Origin of the sequence: Lysobacter niastensis (assembly GCF_031457115.1) — a bacterium.
Taxonomy (GTDB): Bacteria; Pseudomonadota; Gammaproteobacteria; order Xanthomonadales; family Xanthomonadaceae; genus Lysobacter_J; species Lysobacter_J niastensis_A.
In genome coordinates this window covers 964,387-981,292 of record NZ_JAVDVY010000002.1, presented here as the reverse complement: position 1 = coordinate 981,292, position 16,906 = coordinate 964,387, and the positions used below count along the sequence as shown (strand labels likewise).

At 68.7% G+C, this 16,906-nt stretch carries 13 protein-coding genes; 6 read left to right on the top strand and 7 right to left on the bottom strand.

Going from position 1 to position 16,906, the window contains the following annotated elements; all coding sequences use genetic code 11:
• Positions 1 to 30 precede the first annotated feature (30 nt).
• From J2X06_RS13785 to tal, 4 genes are all read right to left on the bottom strand, one after another.
• Positions 31 to 1,296: an NAD(P)/FAD-dependent oxidoreductase gene (locus J2X06_RS13785; protein ID WP_310063315.1), complete on the bottom strand. Its 1,266-nt coding sequence runs from the start codon at positions 1,294 to 1,296 to the stop codon at positions 31 to 33.
• Between the two features lie 10 nt (positions 1,297 to 1,306).
• Complete coding sequence (locus J2X06_RS13780) at positions 1,307 to 2,374, bottom strand: hypothetical protein (protein WP_310063313.1); 1,068 nt, start codon at positions 2,372 to 2,374, stop codon at positions 1,307 to 1,309.
• A 120-nt stretch (positions 2,375 to 2,494) separates the two neighbouring features.
• Positions 2,495 to 3,844, bottom strand: a complete 1,350-nt coding sequence (locus tag J2X06_RS13775) for an MFS transporter (protein WP_310063311.1) — start codon at positions 3,842 to 3,844, stop codon at positions 2,495 to 2,497.
• Between the two features lie 5 nt (positions 3,845 to 3,849).
• A complete protein-coding gene (gene tal, locus J2X06_RS13770) occupies positions 3,850 to 4,803 on the bottom strand; it encodes a transaldolase (RefSeq protein WP_310063309.1) in 954 nt (317 codons plus the stop codon).
• A gap of 159 nt (positions 4,804 to 4,962) precedes the next feature.
• Between tal and J2X06_RS13765 the strand changes: the two genes are divergently transcribed.
• The 3 genes from J2X06_RS13765 (at position 4,963) to J2X06_RS13755 (ending at position 9,128) form a co-directional block, all read left to right on the top strand.
• On the top strand, positions 4,963 to 5,724 hold the full coding sequence (locus J2X06_RS13765) for an NYN domain-containing protein (RefSeq protein WP_310063307.1): 762 nt from the start codon (positions 4,963 to 4,965) through the stop codon (positions 5,722 to 5,724).
• Positions 5,725 to 5,847: 123 nt separating this feature from the next.
• The gene (locus J2X06_RS13760) at positions 5,848 to 6,588 is read left to right on the top strand and encodes a protein-L-isoaspartate(D-aspartate) O-methyltransferase (RefSeq protein ID WP_310063305.1); all 741 of its coding nucleotides are present in this window, start codon (positions 5,848 to 5,850) and stop codon (positions 6,586 to 6,588) included.
• Positions 6,589 to 6,590: 2 nt separating this feature from the next.
• Complete coding sequence (locus J2X06_RS13755) at positions 6,591 to 9,128, top strand: hypothetical protein (RefSeq protein ID WP_310063304.1); 2,538 nt, start codon at positions 6,591 to 6,593, stop codon at positions 9,126 to 9,128.
• Here J2X06_RS13755 and J2X06_RS13750 read toward each other — a convergent pair.
• Entirely contained in the window at positions 9,062 to 11,272 is a 2,211-nt protein-coding gene (locus J2X06_RS13750) for a primosomal protein N' (protein ID WP_310063302.1), read from the bottom strand. The genes J2X06_RS13755 and J2X06_RS13750 overlap by 67 nt on opposite strands.
• A 440-nt stretch (positions 11,273 to 11,712) precedes the next feature.
• On the opposite strand from J2X06_RS13750, the gene J2X06_RS13745 reads away from it, so the two are divergent.
• A complete protein-coding gene (locus tag J2X06_RS13745) occupies positions 11,713 to 12,720 on the top strand; it encodes a hypothetical protein (RefSeq protein ID WP_310063300.1) in 1,008 nt (335 codons plus the stop codon).
• A complete protein-coding gene (locus J2X06_RS13740; protein ID WP_310063298.1) occupies positions 12,704 to 13,360 on the top strand; it encodes a DUF3106 domain-containing protein in 657 nt (218 codons plus the stop codon). Before J2X06_RS13745 ends, J2X06_RS13740 begins: the two co-directional genes overlap by 17 nt.
• Before the next feature lie 21 nt (positions 13,361 to 13,381).
• Here the strand turns inward: J2X06_RS13740 and J2X06_RS13735 are convergent, their stop codons facing one another.
• Together J2X06_RS13735 and J2X06_RS13730 are read right to left on the bottom strand one after the other, a co-directional pair.
• Positions 13,382 to 13,705 (bottom strand): DUF4286 family protein, encoded by a 324-nt coding sequence (locus J2X06_RS13735; protein ID WP_310063296.1) that lies wholly within the window; start codon positions 13,703 to 13,705, stop codon positions 13,382 to 13,384.
• 4 nt (positions 13,706 to 13,709) lie between these two features.
• Positions 13,710 to 15,209: a DUF3667 domain-containing protein gene (locus tag J2X06_RS13730; RefSeq protein WP_310063294.1), complete on the bottom strand. Its 1,500-nt coding sequence runs from the start codon at positions 15,207 to 15,209 to the stop codon at positions 13,710 to 13,712.
• Positions 15,210 to 15,434: 225 nt separating this feature from the next.
• Here J2X06_RS13730 and J2X06_RS13725 point away from each other — a divergent pair, with 225 nt between their 5' ends.
• Positions 15,435 to 16,853 carry an MATE family efflux transporter gene (locus tag J2X06_RS13725; protein ID WP_310063292.1) on the top strand — a complete coding sequence of 473 codons (1,419 nt, stop codon included), beginning with the start codon at positions 15,435 to 15,437 and terminating at the stop codon, positions 16,851 to 16,853.
• The last annotated feature ends 53 nt before the right edge of the window (positions 16,854 to 16,906 follow it).

The following is a 16,906-nucleotide window of genomic DNA, read 5'->3' as shown; positions in this document are numbered from 1 at the left end:
CCCGAACCGCCATGCACGGGCCGGCCCGCTCTACGTGCGCGGTTTGTCCTGGCCCAGGATGATCCGCGCGTGGCGCTGGTAGCTCCAGTACGCCCAGGCCCAGTTGATCAGCACCAGCAGTCTGTTGCGGAAGCCGATCAGGAAGAACACGTGCGCGGCCAGCCAGAACCACCATGCGAGCAGACCCGACAGCTTGAAGCCGTGCAGGTCGACCACCGCGGCCATGCGGCCGATCGTGGCGAGGTTGCCGAAGTCGCGATAACGGAACGTCGGCGCCGCCTGTCCGGCGATGCGTGCGCGGATCGCGTGGGCCACGTGCGATCCCATCTGTTTGGCGGCCGGCGCCACACCAGGCACCGGCTTTCCGTCCTGCTGCACGCTGGCCAGATCGCCGGCGACGAAGATCTCGGGGTGCCCCGGCACGCTCAGGTCGGGCGCGACCAGCACGCGACCGGCACGATCGCGCTGTGCATCGAGCAGCGCGCCGAGTCCGGAGGCGGCCACGCCCGCCGCCCACAACACCGTGCGTGCCGGCACGAACGTGTCGCCAAGGGCATAGCCGTGCGCGTCGATCGCGCTGACCGCCGTGCCGGTGACGACCTCGACGCCGAGCCGCTCCAGTTGCTTGCGCGCCTTGTCCGACAGCGATTCGGGAAAGGACGCGAGCACGCGCGGCCCGGCCTCGACCAGCCGCACACGCGCCTGCGACGGATCGATACGGCGGAACTCGTGTTTGAGCGTGTGGCGCGCGATCTCCGCGAGCGTGCCAGCCAACTCCACGCCGGTCGGACCGCCGCCGACGATGGCGAAGCTGAGCCACGCCGCGCGTTCCTCCGGATCGTCGCAGGCTTCCGCGCGCTCGAAGGCGAGCAGCAGCCGGCGTCGAATCGCCAACGCGTCGTCCAGCGTTTTCAGTCCCGGCGCATCGCCGCTCCATTCGTCATGGCCGAAGTAGGCATGGGTCGCGCCGCTCGCCAGCAGCAGGTAGTCGTAGTCGAGCACGCCGCCATCCGCGAGCGTGACCGTGCGCGACGGAGGGTCGATGCCGGTCACCTCTCCCAAGCGCACTTCGACATTGCGCTGCCGCCGCAGGATGTGGCGCAGCGGCGCGGCGATGTCGGGAGATGACAGGCCGGCGGTGGCGACCTGATAGAGCAGAGGCTGGAACAGGTGATGGTTGCGACGATCGATCAGCGTGATGCGCACGTCGTCGCCGGCCAACGCCCGCGTCGCCCACAGACCACCGAAGCCGCCGCCGACGATGATCACGTGCGGTTGGGGTCCGCCTGTCGTCATCGCCATCACCTCATGCCGAAGATGTCGTCGCCTGCGCGGTCGTCGTGACATCGGCGCCGCCGCAGGCGTGGCAGAACCGTGCAAACGCGCTCTTGCGCGTTTCGCAGGCACCGCAACCGTGGAAAAGATTGATGCCGCAATGCGGACAGAAGTCGATTCCGGGGCTCTTCAGCTCCGTCGGCCGCTCGCATCCAGGGCACACGCCCTTGGCCAGTCGTCCGAGCGCGGTGTCGTAGCTCAGTTCGCTGCGTCGCACCGTGTCGGGTTGCGCTTCGGCCTGCCGCTGCCGTTCCAGGTAACGATTGAGGGCCAGGATCGCGTAACGACCCACCAGCACCGTGACCACGATGCCCACGACGTAGCGCACGTAGCCGCCGTAGCTGGGCAGATAAGGCACCAGCTCGACGAAGAATGCGAACAGCGCGAAAAAGATGAAGCCCCAGACGAACGGCCACCAGGTGCTCCGCCTCTTCCTTGCGAACAGCCAGCCCGCGACCACCAGCAACGGCAGCGTGAGCGCAAGGCGATAGCCGAACACGCGCAGCTCGACGCGGCGGTTTTCCGCCTCCATGCGCACCAGCGCCTGATGGTTCAGCACGGACAAGCGCTGCTCCGCCTGTTCTCGTTTCTGTCGGGCATCCAGGGCGATCTGGCGCTGCGCGGCGGCCTTGCCCTCAGCCTCATCTTCCCTGGCCTTGAGCGTGTCCAGGTCCCGCGTGCGTGCGATGAGCTCCTGGTCCTGGTCGGTTTGTGCAGTCACCTGGCGAGTGGCCAGCCAATTGGAGAACGTTTCCCTCGCGGCACGGCTCGCTTGACGGGTCCCTTCCAGTGCGAGCTCGGCCTGCTCGAGGTCGCGTGCGGCCTGGCGCTCGGCCACTTCGCTGGCGTGGATGGTGCTGCGCAGCGGCTCGGCGGCCCGGCGGTCGATGAAATCGTCGAGCTGAAGCCGGTGTTCGACCCGAGGCAGGTCGCCGACGATCGTGCTGCCCAGTCCGATCAGGAAGCTGGCGAATACCAGCGACACCAGCCACAGGCCACGACGGAACCACTTCTCGGACAGGCGCAGGGATTTACTCATCGCAACAGTTCCTTGTTTTGGTTTCGCATGGGAATGACGTCCGCGCGATGGGATCGCCATTACCCCGCATGGTATTCCCGGCGTTCGACCGTTGTCGCCATCGGCTGATGGCTTCGACGATCAGTCCGCGATCGCAGGTGCCGATGTCACATTCCCAGGGAAAGCCTGCTCCAGGACGTCGCGATCGATGCGCGAATAGCGGCGCGTGTCGCGCATCCACAGGTACACCAGCAGCGACACGCCGACGCAGGTGGTCACGTACCAGTAAAAGTACGGCTCGTGGCCGATCTTCTTGAACCACAACGCCAGGTACTCGGCCGTGCCGCCGAACACCGAGACGGTCAACGCATGGGGCAGGCCGACACCGAGCGCGCGGATGTGCGCAGGAAACAGCTCGGCCTTCACAACGGCGTTGATCGAGGTGTAGCCGGTCACGATGACCAGCCCCGTCATCACCCAGGTGAACGCCGTCCAGACGCTGGTCGCGCCGGCAATGCCGCTGAGGATGGTGTAGGACGACAGCGTGCCCAGCACGCCGAAGGCGATCAGGATCGGGCGGCGTCCGATACGGTCGGATAGCGCGCCCACCAGCGGCTGCAGCGGCAGGAAGACCAGCAGCGACGCGGCCGAGATCAACGTCGCATCGGCCTTGCTGAAACCGCCGGTGTTGACCAGGAACTTCTGCGGATAGGTGGTGAAGGTGTAGAACGACAGCGTGCCGCCCATGGTCAGGCCGATGACGGTCAACACCTCACGCGGGTGTTGCAGCAGGACGCGCAGGCTGCCGCGTTGTTTCCCGCACCGCCGCGCCGCCGCGAAGGACTCCGTTTCCTGCATGCCGCGGCGCAGGTACAGCGCCGTCACCGCGCACATCGCGCCGATCACGAAGGCTATGCGCCAGCCCCAGTCCTGCAACTGCTGCTCGCTGAGCAGCCAGCGCTGCAGCACCACCAGCAATGCCAGCGCCAGCAACTGGCCCATCACCAGTGTCACGTACTGGAAGCTCGACCAGAAGCCGCGATGGCGCGAGTCCGCCATCTCGCTGAGGTAGGTCGCCGAGGTGCCGTACTCGCCGCCGACGCTGAGCCCCTGCAGCAGCCGCGCGAACACCAGCAGCGCTGGCGCCGCCAGGCCGATGCTCTGGTATCCCGGCGCCAGCGCGATCATCAGCGAGCCTGCGCACATCAGCAGCACCGACAGCATCAGCGCGGCCTTGCGGCCGTGGCGGTCGGCGTAGATTCCCAACAGCCAGCCGCCGACCGGGCGCATCAGAAAACCGACGGCGAACACCGCCGCGGTATTGAGCAGTTGCGCGGTGGTGTCGCCTTCGGGAAAGAAGTGCGGAGCGAAGTAGATCGCGAACGCCGAGTAGGCGTACCAGTCGTACCACTCCACCAGGTTGCCGACCGAACCGCTGAAGATGCTGCGCAGGCGGCGAACCGGCGTCAGCGTTTTGGCAGCGGTCGTCATCGTGCTCAGCCCTGCATGCGTCCGGCGAGCAGCGCCTCGAGCTTGCGCTGGTCTTCGGCGAAGCGGCGGATGCCGTCGGCCAGCTTGTCGTTCGCCATCGCATCCTCGTTGTGCTGCCAGCGGAAGCTGCGCTCATCGAGCACGGGCAAGGGATCGGCGCGATGGCCCGAGTCGACCAGTGCGCGCGGCACATCGCCTTCCTGCGACGCCAGTTCGGCCAGCAGGTCCGGCGAGATGGTCAGCCGGTCGCAGCCGGCCAGTGCCACCACCTGCCCGGTGTTGCGGAAGCTCGCGCCCATCACCACGGTATTGAAGCCGTGGCGCTTGTAGTGGTTCCAGATGCGCGTGACCGACTGCACGCCCGGATCGTCCTGTGGCGTCGCCGGACGGGCGGCGCCGTTGGCCAGGTACCAGTCGAGGATGCGGCCGACGAAGGGCGAGATCAGGAACACGCCGGCCTCGGCGCAGGCCACGGCCTGTGCGAAGGAGAACAGCAGGGTGAGGTTGCAGTGGATGCCTGCGCGCTCGAGCTGCTCGGCGGCGCGGATGCCTTCCCAGGTCGAGGCGATCTTGATCAGCAGGCGGTCGCGGCCGATGCCCTCGGCCTCGTACAGATCCACCAGCTTGCGCGCCTGCGCCAGCGTGGCGTCGGTGTCGAAGCTCAGGCGCGCATCGACCTCGGTGGAGACGCGGCCCGGGATCAGCTTGAGGATTTCCCGGCCTACGGCCACGGCGAGCCGGTCGCCGGCATCGGCCACGCGGCTCGGCAGGTCGCCGCCGCGCGCCTTGGCAATGGCCGCGTCGATCAGCGGTGCGTAAGCCGGCAGTGAAGTCGCCTTGAGCAGCAGCGAGGGATTGGTGGTGGCATCCAGGGGCTGGAATCGTGCGATGGCTTCGATGTCGCCGGTGTCGGCGACCACGGCCGAGAGGGCCCGGAGCTGTTCGAGCTGGCTGGTCATGGGGGGCTATCGATGGGTTTGGTCCCATTCTAGCCATTGGCGCAATCGCGTTTGTTGAAATGCCGCGTTTGTCGAAATGCGCGTTTGTCGAAATGCCACGTCATGTCGCAATGCCGGCGGCTGCGCTAGGCTCGGCGGGCCCGCAGCGAGGACTCCTGCATGACCAAGCCCAATACCGAAACGCGCATCGCACTTCTAATCGACGCCGACAACGCACCCGCGGCGAAGATCGACGTGATCCTGGCCGAGGTGGCGCGCTACGGCGTGGCCAACGTGCGTCGTGCCTACGGCAACTGGAAGAGCCAGCACCTGAAGGGTTGGGAGGCCACGTTGCACGAGTACGCGATCCGGCCTATCCAGCAGTTCGCCTACAGCAGCGGCAAGAACGCGTCCGACATGGCGATGGTCATCGATGCGATGGACCTGCTGTATGCGCGCAACCTGGACGGCATCGCGATCGTCTCCAGCGATGCCGACTTCACGCCTCTGGTCATGCGGCTGCTGACCGATGGCCTGAAGGTATACGGCTTCGGCGAACAGAAGACGCCCAAGCCGTTCGCCAACGCCTGCTCCAAGTTCACCTACCTGGAGGCACTGGCGCCGCCCAGCAGCAGCGGCGCGGTCGTCGCCGTCACGCAACCCACGCCGGCCAAGGAACTGCGCGGCGACACGCGCCTGGTGCAGATGCTGCGCAGTGCGGTGGAGTCGGCCGCAGGCGATGACGGCTGGTCGCACCTGGGTGCGGTCGGGCACCAGATCAGCAACCAGGCCTCGTTCGACTCTCGCAACTACGGCTACCGCAAGCTCAGCGACTTGATCGAGGCGACGGAGTTGTTCGAGGTCAAACGCGAGAACCAGATCGTGTCGATACGGGACAAGCCAAAAGGCTCGGCCCGGGCCAAGGCCGTCCGGAAGACCTGAGGCCGGGATTGTCCGAAGTTTGCATCCCGCTCGCCGTCGCAGTCGATGCGGGTTGCGAGCGGTCCCTGCAGAACCAAAGGTTGTTGCCAGCGAGCTAACGCGCCCGCCCCTAGACTCCGGCCCATGCGATTGAGTGCCGCCATCACCAGGTACGTGCGCCATGCCGCATGGGCGGCGATGCTGGCCTGTGCCGTCGTCGCGGCGCAGGAGCGCGATCCGTACGCGGCGCCGCGCCGCGCGCTGGTAGCCGAACTGCAGGCGCAGGCGCGCGAGGACACCGGATCGCTGACGCGGATCGATCGCGAGGTGCTGGCGGTGATCGGGCGCGTGCCGCGACACCTCTACGTGCCCAAGGCGGAACTGGCCGATGCCTACGAGAACCGGCCGCTGGGCATCGGCTATGGGCAGACGATCTCGCAGCCCTACATCGTGGCGCTGATGACAGCGCTGGCGCATCCGGGCCCTGGGCAGAAGATCCTCGAAGTCGGTACCGGCTCGGGCTATCAGGCGGCGGTGCTGGCCGAGTTCGGCGCCGATGTCCATACCATCGAAATCATCGCGCCGCTGGCCACGCAGGCGGCGCAACGGCTGCGCCCGTACCGCAACGTCGCCACGCGCACCGGCGATGGCTATTACGGCTGGAAGGAGCAGGCACCGTTCGACGCCATCGTGGTGACCGCGGCGGCCTCGTCGATTCCACCGCCGCTCCTGGCCCAGCTCAAGCCGGGCGGGCGCATGGTGATCCCGGTGGGCAGCAGCTTCTTCACACAGACGCTGCTGCTGGTGCAGAAGGACGAGCAGGGACGGGTGCGCACGCGGCAGATCCTGCCGGTGCGCTTCGTGCCGCTGACCGGCGGGCATTGAACGTGACGGGTCGCAGTCCGTGGCCGCTGGCCTTGGCGATCGGGCTGGTTTCGGCCGCGGCGCTGGCCTACCAGTTGCTGCTGATGCGCTGGCTGGCGATCGAGCACTGGCATCCGTTCGCGGTGATGATCATCAGCCTGGCCTTGCTGGGCCATGGCGCCAGCGGAACCTGGTTGAGCCTGTGGCTGCGCCGCGCGCGGCTGGAGACGACGTTCGATGGAGCATTCGCAGCGTGCGCGCTGCTGTTCGCGGTCACTGCGGCATGTGTGCCGATGCTCGCGCACTGGATTCCGTTCAACGGGCTGGAACTGGTCTGGGATCCGCGCCAATTGCTGTGGCTCAGCGCGCTGTATCTGTTGCTGTCGGTGCCGTTCTTCTTTGCCGCCAGCTGCTTCGGACTGGCGTTCGCCCGCCACGGTTCGCGCATCCCGATGCTGTACGGCGCCGACCTGGCAGGGGCAGGCCTCGGCGCATTGGCGGCGCTGGCCCTGACCTACCTGCCGGAAGGGCGGGGCCTGTTGCTGGCGTCGCTATGCGCGCCGCTGGCGGCGATGCTCGTGGCCACGCACCGCGTCCATCAGCTCGCTGCCGTGCTGGTCGCGGCCGCGCTGGTGCTGATGCCGCTCCAATCGATGGCGCCGCGACCGAATCAGTACAAGGGACTGAGCAAATCGTTGCTGCTGCCGCAGGCGCGCATCCTCGCGCAACGCACCGGACCCTATGGCGCGCTGGCGGTACTCGAAAGTCCGCGCGTTCCGTTGCGGTACGCGCCCGGGCTCAGCCTGGGCTATGCGCTGGAGCCGCCCGTGCAGCTGGGCATGTACACCGATGGCGATGCGCTGTCGGTGATCGTGCGCGACGACGGCACCGCGTGCGCGCGCGACTGGCTCGGCGAGATGGCCTCGGCGTTGCCCTACCGCATGCATGCGCCGCATTCGGTGCTGGTGCTCGGCGCCGGTGGCGGCCTGGACGTGCTGCAGGCCTTGCAACTGGGTGCCGGGCGAGTCGATGCGGTCGAACTCGATCCGCAGCGCATGCAGTTGGTCGGCGACCGGTATTCGGCGTATTCCGGCGGTCTCTACCGCGATCGTCGTGTGCATGCCTACGTGGCCGAGCCGCGCGCATTCGTGCGCGCAAGTCGCGCGCGCTACGACCTGATCGTGCTCGGCGGTGGCGACTCGTTCGCCAGCAGCGGTGCCGGCGTGCAGGCTGCTTCCGAACAATACGCGCTGACGGTCGAGGCGATGCGCGACTACCTGCACAAGCTGACGCCGGACGGCATGGTCGTCGTCACGCGCTGGAACAAGCAGCCACCGCGCGACGAACTCAAGTTGTTCGCCACCGCCATCGAGGCCTTGCGCGCGGAGGGCGTGCGGCAGCCGGGCAGTCACCTGGCGGCGATCCGCAACTGGGACGCCAGCACCTGGGTGATCGCGCGGCAGCCGCTGAGTGAGCAGGCGCTGGCGGCGCTGCGGATCTTCATCGACGAACAAGGATTCGACCCGGTGCACGTCCCCGGCTACCGCATGCCCGCGGCCGACCGTTTCCACGTGCTGGAGCCGCCGACCCTGTTCGATGGCGTCGATGCGCTGCTGTCGCCGAAGGCGCGAGGGTTCGTGCGCGACTACCAGTTCGAGATCGAGCCGGCCACCGACGACCGACCGTACTTCAACCATTTCTTCCGATGGCGCAGCCTGCCGGAACTGTGGCGACTACGCGAGCAGGGCAGTGCGGTGCTGATGGACTCGGGTTATCTGCTGCTGGTCGCGGCGTTGGTGCAGGCGGTCCCGATCGCGCTGCTGCTGGTGTTGCTGCCGCTGGGTGCATTGCGGCCACGGCCGGGTGACCAGGCAGAAGTATCGGCATTGCCGTCGCGGTGGCGGGCTGGGGCCTATTTCCTCGCGCTGGGACTGGCGTTCCTGTTCGTCGAGATCGCCACGCTGTCGCGGCTGACGTTGCTGGTGGGACATCCGTTGCTGGCGGTGAATGCGGGCCTGGCCGCGTTCCTGCTGTGCGCGGGGCTGGGCAGCGGGCAGGCGCAGCGCTGGTTGGGCCACGCCGATGCGGTGTCTGGCGATGCGGTGTCCGACGGGGCCATCGCGCTGAAGATCCGCTGGGCCGTGCGTGCCATCGCGTTCGGTCTGCTGTGGCAGTTCGCGGTGTTCTACACCGCGTTCGCTTATGCCGCCGCCTGGCCGGTGTGGGCGCGTGCGCTGCTCGGGCTGGCCGGCATCGCGCCGCTGGCGTTCGCGATGGGCATGCCGTTCCCGCTGGGGCTGGCACGGCTGGCACGCACGGCGCCGGCGTTGGTGCCGTGGGCGTGGGGCATCAACGGCTGCGCTTCGGTGATCTCGGCGATCGCGGCGTTGTTGTTGGCGATGGCGTTCGGGCTGCGTGCGACCTTGCTGATCGCGCTGGCGCTGTACGTGTTCGCGGCGTGGGTGTGGCGCGGCGGACGCGAGACGAGGGCCGATCAGTACAGGTCGACAGGATCCACATCCAGCGACCAGCGCACCTTGCGCGCCTCCGGCAAGGCGTAGATCGCCGGCAGCGCCGCGTCGAGTGCGCCATGCAGCGCCCGACGGTCGGGCGACGACAACAACAGCTGCGCGCGCTGGAAACCGGCGCGGCGCGGCATCGGTGCCGGCAGCGGTCCATGGAGTTCCAGCGACGGACTCGCCTCGCGCAGCAATTCACGCGCGGCGCGCAACATCGCGTCGCAGGCATCGGCCTGCTTGGCTTCGGCGCGCAGCATCGCCATGTGCGCGAACGGTGGAAAGCCAGCCTCTTCGCGCTGCACCAGTTCGCTTTCGGCGAAAGCACCGTAGCCGCCGGCCAGCAGCGTGCCCAGCAACGGATGCGAAGGGTGGTGCGTCTGCAACAGCACTTCGCCGGCGCGCTCGGCACGGCCGGCGCGTCCCGCCACCTGGATCAGCAACTGCGCGAGCTTCTCCGGCGCGCGGAAGTCGGCCGAGAACAGGCCCTCGTCGATGCCGACCACGGCGACCATCGTCAGGTTGGGCAGGTCGTGGCCCTTGGCCAGCATCTGCGTGCCGACCAGGATGCCGCGCTGCGTGCCGAAGCGCGCCAGGTGCTGTTCGAGGGCATCGCGTCGCTGCGTGGTGCCGCGATCGATGCGCAGCACCGGTACGTCGGTGAAGCGCGCGGCCAGGGTCTCCTCGATGCGCTCGGTGCCGGCGCCCTGCGCCTGCAGCGCCAGCCCGCCACAATCAGGACAGGCATTGGGCACCATCCGGCGCGCGCCGCAGTGGTGGCATTGCAGGCGGCGTCCGCCGGCATGCACGGTCATCGGTGCGTCGCAGCGCTGGCATTGCGCGCTCCAGCCGCAGTCGTGGCACAGCAGCACGGGCGCGTAGCCGCGCCGGTTCTTGAACACCAGCACCTGTCCGTCGGCCTGCAGCGCCTGCTCGATGGCATCCAGCAACTCCGGCGACAGCCCGGCCTCGAGCGGACGCTTGCGCACGTCGAGTACGCGCACACGGGGCGGTTGCGCCGCCCCGGCGCGCGCGCGCAGCCGCAGGTGGGCGTAGCGACCGGCCTGGGCGTTGCGCAGCGATTCCAGCGACGGCGTCGCGCTGCCCAGCAGCACCGGCACGCCCAGCGCCTTACCGCGTACCAGCGCGAAGTCGCGGGCGTGGTAGCGGATGCCGTCGAGCTGCTTGAAGCTGCCGTCGTGCTCCTCGTCGATGATGATCAGCCCGGCCTCGGGCAGCGGCAGGAACACTGCCGAGCGGGTGCCCACCACTACCCGCGCCTCGCCGCGTGCGAAGGCCGCCCAGGTCCGCGCGCGTTCGCCGTCGCTCAGGCCCGAGTGCAGCGCATGTACCGGCACGCCGAGGCGGGCGCGGAAGCGCGCCAGGGTCTGCGGGGTCAGGCCGATCTCGGGCACCAGCACCAGCGCCTGGCGGCCGCGCGCCAGGCAATCGGCGATGGCGTGCAGGTAGACCTCGGTCTTGCCGCTGCCGGTGACGCCGTCGAGCAGCAGCGCCGCGAAACCGTCGCCGGCCGCCGTGACCGCATCGACCGCCGCCTGCTGCTCGGCATTCAACGCAGGCCCCGGCTGCGGTATCGGCGCGCGTGGCACGGCGGGAACGGCCAGGCGTTCGGCCAGGCCGCGCTTGGCCAGGGCGCGGGCGGCGCTGCGCCAGTCGTCGTCGCCCGCCTCATCCAGCAGGTCCTCGTCGCAGGGTCCGCCGGCGAGGCGGTCTGCCAGCCTGCGCGGCCTGCCGTCGCGAAGGCGCTCACGCGCGGTGTGGCCGGCTTCGGTCAGTTGCCAGACCCAGGCGTGAGTGTCGGCCAGCGGTTCCCCGCGCCGCAGCGGCGCCGGCAACGCCGTCGCCAGCACCTCGCCGAGCGGCGCGTGGGTGTAGCGCGCCAGCCAGCGCAAGGACTCCAGCAGCTCGCCGTGGAACAGGGGCTCCGGGTCGAGCAGGGCGAATGCGGTCTTCAGCTCCGGGCTGTCGCTATCGGGCTCGGCGCAGGCCGCGATGACCCCCACCAGCTCGCGCGTGCCGAACGGGACCCGCACGCGTGCGCCGACATCCGATGCCGCGGCCATGACCCCGGAGGGGGGCTGGTAGTCGAACAGGCGGGGCAGGGGCAGCGGCAGCGCGACCTTCCAAACCGGGGTCGGCGAGTTGGGCTGAACGGGGGCCGGGGGCATGCCTGCAGTCTACCGAGGGCGCGCCCTTAGGCGCCTGTACCAGTTGCAACTCATACTTTTGTGTTCTGTGACAAAGCGCACGCAAGTGATTGTGGCAAAAGAAGATTCGTCCTTATCCACACCGACTGTGGATAAGTCTGTGCATGGAGCCGGCGAACATCAGCGCGATATCGCTGTAACAAGCGCTTGGGCCACGATGGCGAAAAAAGTGCCAACGTGGATATTCTCTTATAAATCAACAACATGATTGTGAAACAAAAGTGACGCGCGTCTTCACACGCGAAAACCGAAATGGCTCGTGGACAAGCTTTTACTGCTGTGCACAACCGCTTTCGCCGCGAAAGCCATAACCCACCTGGGGGAGCAGGTTTTCACCGCGTGTCAAGCGGTTTGGCGAGCCCTCGGCATCGCTATGATTCGGGCATGGTGATGCAGTCGCGATGAGTCCTTCCCCCGTTTCGAATCACGTTTCGAACCATTCGTCCTCCGCGGCGCTGGCGGCCTTTTTGCGTGGCGTCGAGCGGCGCGGCGCCGTGCTGGCCGAATTGCAGTCGGGCGATGCCGGCGACGGCGACGTAGCCCTTCACGCGGCCATGCGGCGCTTCCATGACGATGCCGCGACCCTGCCGATGGCCGAGTGGCCGAGCCGTTTCTGGTCGCTGCTGCTGGCCCAGCCGCGGCTGCGCTATCGCAGCCAGGTCGCGCTGCCGCTGGACGCGACCGATCGCCTCGGCGAACTCGGCAGCGGCCCGCGCGCGGCCCTGCTGCTGCGACTGGCGGCGGGCCTGTCCGAGGGCGAGGCCGCCGGCGCACTGGGCGTGAGCCCCGCGGCCTATCGACTGGCCTTGCAGCGCGCGTTGCCGCGCCACGCCGACGGCCGCGCCGACCCTGAGGCCTGGCAGCGCCTGCGCGAGCAGGTCCATCGCCGCATCAAGGCCCTGCCGCCGGAGCGGCTGCTGCGGCTGGCGGGCCTGCGCGAAGCGGTGCTGCGCGGCGACGCCGCGTCGGCGGTGTCTGCGTCGGGAACCGCTGCTGCGCGCCCGCCGTCCCGCCGCCCGCGCTGGCTGATGCCGTTGCTGTGGAGCCTGCTGGCGCTGTGCGCCGCGGCGTTCGCGGCCAGTTTCTGGTGGCCGCCGGGAGGCTTCGGAGGACTGATCGGCAATGCCCGCGGGATCCGCGTGCAACCGCTGCCGCCCTCCGGGGAACCGGCCACCCGCTACGGCGACGAGGCGGCGAGCCTGTCGCACCGCGACTTCGACCTGCTGGCTGACGTCGAAGGCCAGGCCCACGCGCGCGAACTCGACTTCTACAGCTGGCTGGCGGCGCGCGACGCCGGGCTGCGTCCGGCCGCACTGACCGTCACCGAGGCGGCGCCGGCCGCTTTGCCGGATGCCGATGCATCGCATCTGGAAACCAGCGAGGACTCCGACGATGCGTCCGGACTCTGAGTCGCGCGCACGCCTGACGATGCCGGCCCTGCTGCTGGCCTGCCTCGTCGCCGGTCCGGCGTTGTCGACGACGGGTGTGCTGGCCGACTTCGCCGACATCCTGCCCTCGCTACCGGCGGAGGCGCGGCTGGTCCTGCAGTCGCGCGCCGAACGCTGGGTGAAATGGACGCCGGCCGAGCGCGGCGCGTTCGAGAGCAGGCTGAAGACCTGGGAGGCGCAACCGCCGGTCGAACGCGCCGAGCTGCGCGAGCGCTATGCCGCGTGGCGCTCGCTGACGCCGGCGGAACAACAGGAAGTGCAGGCGGCAATGCAGCGCTACGCGGCATTGCCACCCGACCAGCAGCTGGCGCTGCACCAGGAATTCGATGCGATGGACCGCAGCCAGCGGCGCGGTTGGTTGCTCGGCCCCGTGCTGGGCGCCGACTACGCCGCATTGCAGCCGCTGCTGGCGCAACTGCCGCACGACGAGCACCGTTCGATGCTGCAGGTCTTGCGCACGATGACGCCATTGCAGCGCGTCGACCTGTCGGTGCTGGTACAGCGCACCCCGCCGCAGGAACGCGCCGCGCTGCGACGCGAATTGCTGTCCACCGCGCCGATCAATCGCGACGATTGGTTGCGGCAGCGGCTGGCGCGTTGACTCGCGCCGCCGTCGACCGGCCTACGCGGTGTCGATGCGGCGCAGCACCTGCCGCGTGGCGCGGAAGCGCCCGCCGAACCGCGCTTCGCCGTCCGCGCGCATGCGCGGGGCATGCTCACGCAGGTACGTCTCCAACGCCTGCTCGTCGCGCAATGTGTAGTGCACGCTCAGGCACACGCGCCCGCCCTGTGCACGCGGTTCGTCCTGCTCGAACAACTGCGCGCCGGTGAAGCCGGGCAGTGCTGCGATCTCGCGCATGTGCGCCCGCAGCCACGCCAGGTAGTCGTCGATGACGGCGGCATCGACGTCCAGCGCGACCGCGTAGACCACTTCTGGTTGGTTCATGCCATCACATCCGGACGATGCTGGCGATCGCCAGGAACACGGCGGCGAACGTAAGCAGAACGAAGTACAGGTTGCCGATCACCAGATAGCGCAGCAGCGTGACTGGCCAACCATTGCCGTACACGCGCTTTTGCATCAACAGCAGGTAGACCGGCAGCCACAACCACAACAGCGTGCCGATGAGGCCGCTGATCCAGCTGAATCCTGCCCAATGCGGCGCGATGGCATGGTCGATCACGAGCAGCAGGAAGAACGCCAGCATCACCAGGCACAGGTAGGCGTGGCTGTAGAGGGCCACGACCAGGTGTTCCAGGTACAGGCGGCCGGAACCGAGGTAGGCGAGCTTGAGCAGCAGCGCGAAGACGGGCACCAGCAGGAACAGCGCCGACGGCACCGCGCCCACCAGCGCCCGGAAGTACAGGCTCGGATCCTTCTGCGCGCGGGCGATGTTCTCGCGACCGTGCGCGATTTGGCGGTTGAGCCAGCGGTTGACGAACTGAGGCGCCGAACCGAGCGTGACCGGGTTGGCCTCCTCGTCCCACGGCTCAGTGCCGAACATGGTGAAGTCGATGTCGCCGCACTCGTTGTCGCCGTAGACGCGGGCATCGTCAGCGGCCTTGCGCGTGCGCGGCCCTTCGGTCGCGGTGGCGTGCTGGATCTGCAACTGCGCGGCGCGGCAGCCGGCGGTGAGGTTGGTGGAGCGGATCTCGCGCAGCTCCACCTTGCGCGCCGTGACGGCGTCGGCCGGCAGCTTGGCCAGGCGCTCCTGCCGCGGCTTGAGCTTCTCGTCGCGCAGGCGCTCGACATCGGCCAGCGTCGGCGCTGTTTCCAGCAGCGGTTTCTTCGGCGCGCCGCCGGCCTCCACCCGCGCCTGGTCCTTGCGCATGGCGGCGGCTTCGGCCCGGGCCTCGGCCACCTGTTCGGCGCTCAGGTCCTGATCCTTGCGCAGCACCTCCACGCGCTGGTCGGCCTTGCGGTTGATGGCGACGATCGCCGCATCGATGCCCTTGCGCGCCCCAGGCACCGCCGCGGGAACCGTCGCGCGTGCCTGCCCCAGTTCCTTCAGGGTTTCAGCCCGGATCTGCTCCACCTCGGCGATCGTGTCGGCCTGCTGGAATCGCTTGCCTTCATCGCCCGTGGAGTTGTTGTCGTCGAATTGCACTATCGGGTCGGGGCCCGTTCCGGCGTCGGTGCGGATCGCGAACTGCGCGACGAAGAACGTCACCACGCTGAGGATGACGAACAGGCGCAGCGGCGCGACGTAGCGCGCGCGGTGGCCGGCCAGGTAATTGAGGGCGACGCGGCCCGGCGCGATCAGGTCGCGCAGCGTGCGGAAGATTCGCCCGTCCAGATGCCAGAACGACTCGAACACCTCCTCCAGTGCATGGCTGGCGTGGCGGACGGGATTGATCACCGACTGCCCGCAGGCGTAGCAGTACTGGCCGTGTAGCGGCTCGTGGCAGTTCTCGCAATGGGTCGGCGTGGCGTGGTCGCTGGCTGTCATTTCGTTCGTGGCCTCTCCCCGGGGCGCTGCGTGCATTCGAATGCGTGCTCCCACGCGGTCGATCGACCTGCCTTGCATGCCATGTTCGCAAGCCGGCGTTCGATACGGTCGTGAACGCCTGTTCAGATCAGGCGGCTAAGATAGCGGGCCGCCGCGACCCGGCGCCAGCGCCCGACACAGGATGCGGTCGCGCGGCCGCAATCGTGCGCCTGAAGCCTGCTGCAAATGTCTGCCGATTCCTCCAAGTCTGCATCCACCAAGTCCGCATCAACCGCGTCCCCGCCGTCCGCGGCCCGTCCCCGCTTGTCGGACGAAATCCGCACCACCGCCCTGCTGGCCGCGCCGCTGGTGGGCGGGCACGTGTCCACCGGCCTGATCGGTTTTGTCGACAACGTGCTGGCCGGCCATCACGCCACCTCCACGCTGGCGTCGGTGTCCATCGGCACGGCGCTGTGGTACCTGCCGATGATGGTGCCGATCGGCACGTTGCTGTCGGTGCCGCCGTCGGTGTCGCAACTCGATGGTGCCGGTCGCCGCGGCGAGATCGGCGCGCTGTTCCGGCAGGCGCTGTGGCTGGCGCTGGGCCTGGGCGTGCTGCTGTTCGCGTTCCTGAGCTTCATCCCGATGGCGCTGGGGCCGATGGGCATCGCCCCGGAGATCATTCCCGGCGTCACCGACTTCCTGCACGGCATCCGCTGGGGCGTGATGGCGCTGACGCTGTTCTTCACCATGCGCTACCTCAGCGAGGGACTGCATTGGACACTGCCGACGATGCTGCTCAGTGCCGGCGGCCTACTGGTGCTGGCGCCGTTGGGCTACGTGCTGACCTTCGGCCGCTTCGGTTTTCCTGAACTCGGCGCCGGCGGGCTTGGCCTGGCCTCGGCGATCATGCTGTGGCTGCAGGCGATAGGTTTTGCGATCGTGCTGTGGCGCTCGCGCCGCTTCGCCGACCTGCGACTGTTCGAACGTTTCGACGCACCGGACTGGCCCGCGATCCGCGGTCTGCTCGCCACGGGCTTGCCGATCGGCGTGACGATCCTGATGGAGGGCGGCCTGTTCATCGCCACCGCGCTGCTGATCGGGCGGCTGGGCCAGATTCCGGCGGCCGCGCATCAGATCGCCATCAACCTGGCGGCGCTGTGCTTCATGGTGCCGATGGGACTGGCGGAGGCGACCACGGTGCGGGTCGGCCATGCCCTGGGGCGCAGCGACTTCCACGGCGTGCGACGCGCCGCGTGGGCGGGCTACGCCATCGTGCTGGGCACGCAGCTGCTGTCGGGCATCGTGTTGCTGACCTGCAACGACCTGCTGGTCGGGTTCTACACCCGCGACGCGGCGGTGGCGGCGCTGGCGGCCGCCCTGCTGCTGTATGCGGCCGCGTTCCAGTTCCCCGACGGCGTGCAGGTGTTGTCGGCCGGCGCGCTGCGCGGGCTGAAGGACACGCGCATGCCGATGCTGCTCGCCGCGCTGGCGTACTGGGGCATCGGCATGCCGTTGGGCGCCGGGCTGGGCCTGGGCCTGGGCTGGGGGCCGAAGGGCATGTGGATCGGGCTGATCGCCGGCCTGACGGTGGCCGCGCTGCTGCTGGGCCTGCGCTTCGTGCGCTCAAGCCATCCCGACCGGCTGGTGATGCGGGGTCCGTAATCACGGATAGGCGCCGGCGTCGCCATCCGGGCATAACCGAGCGCCAAATAACC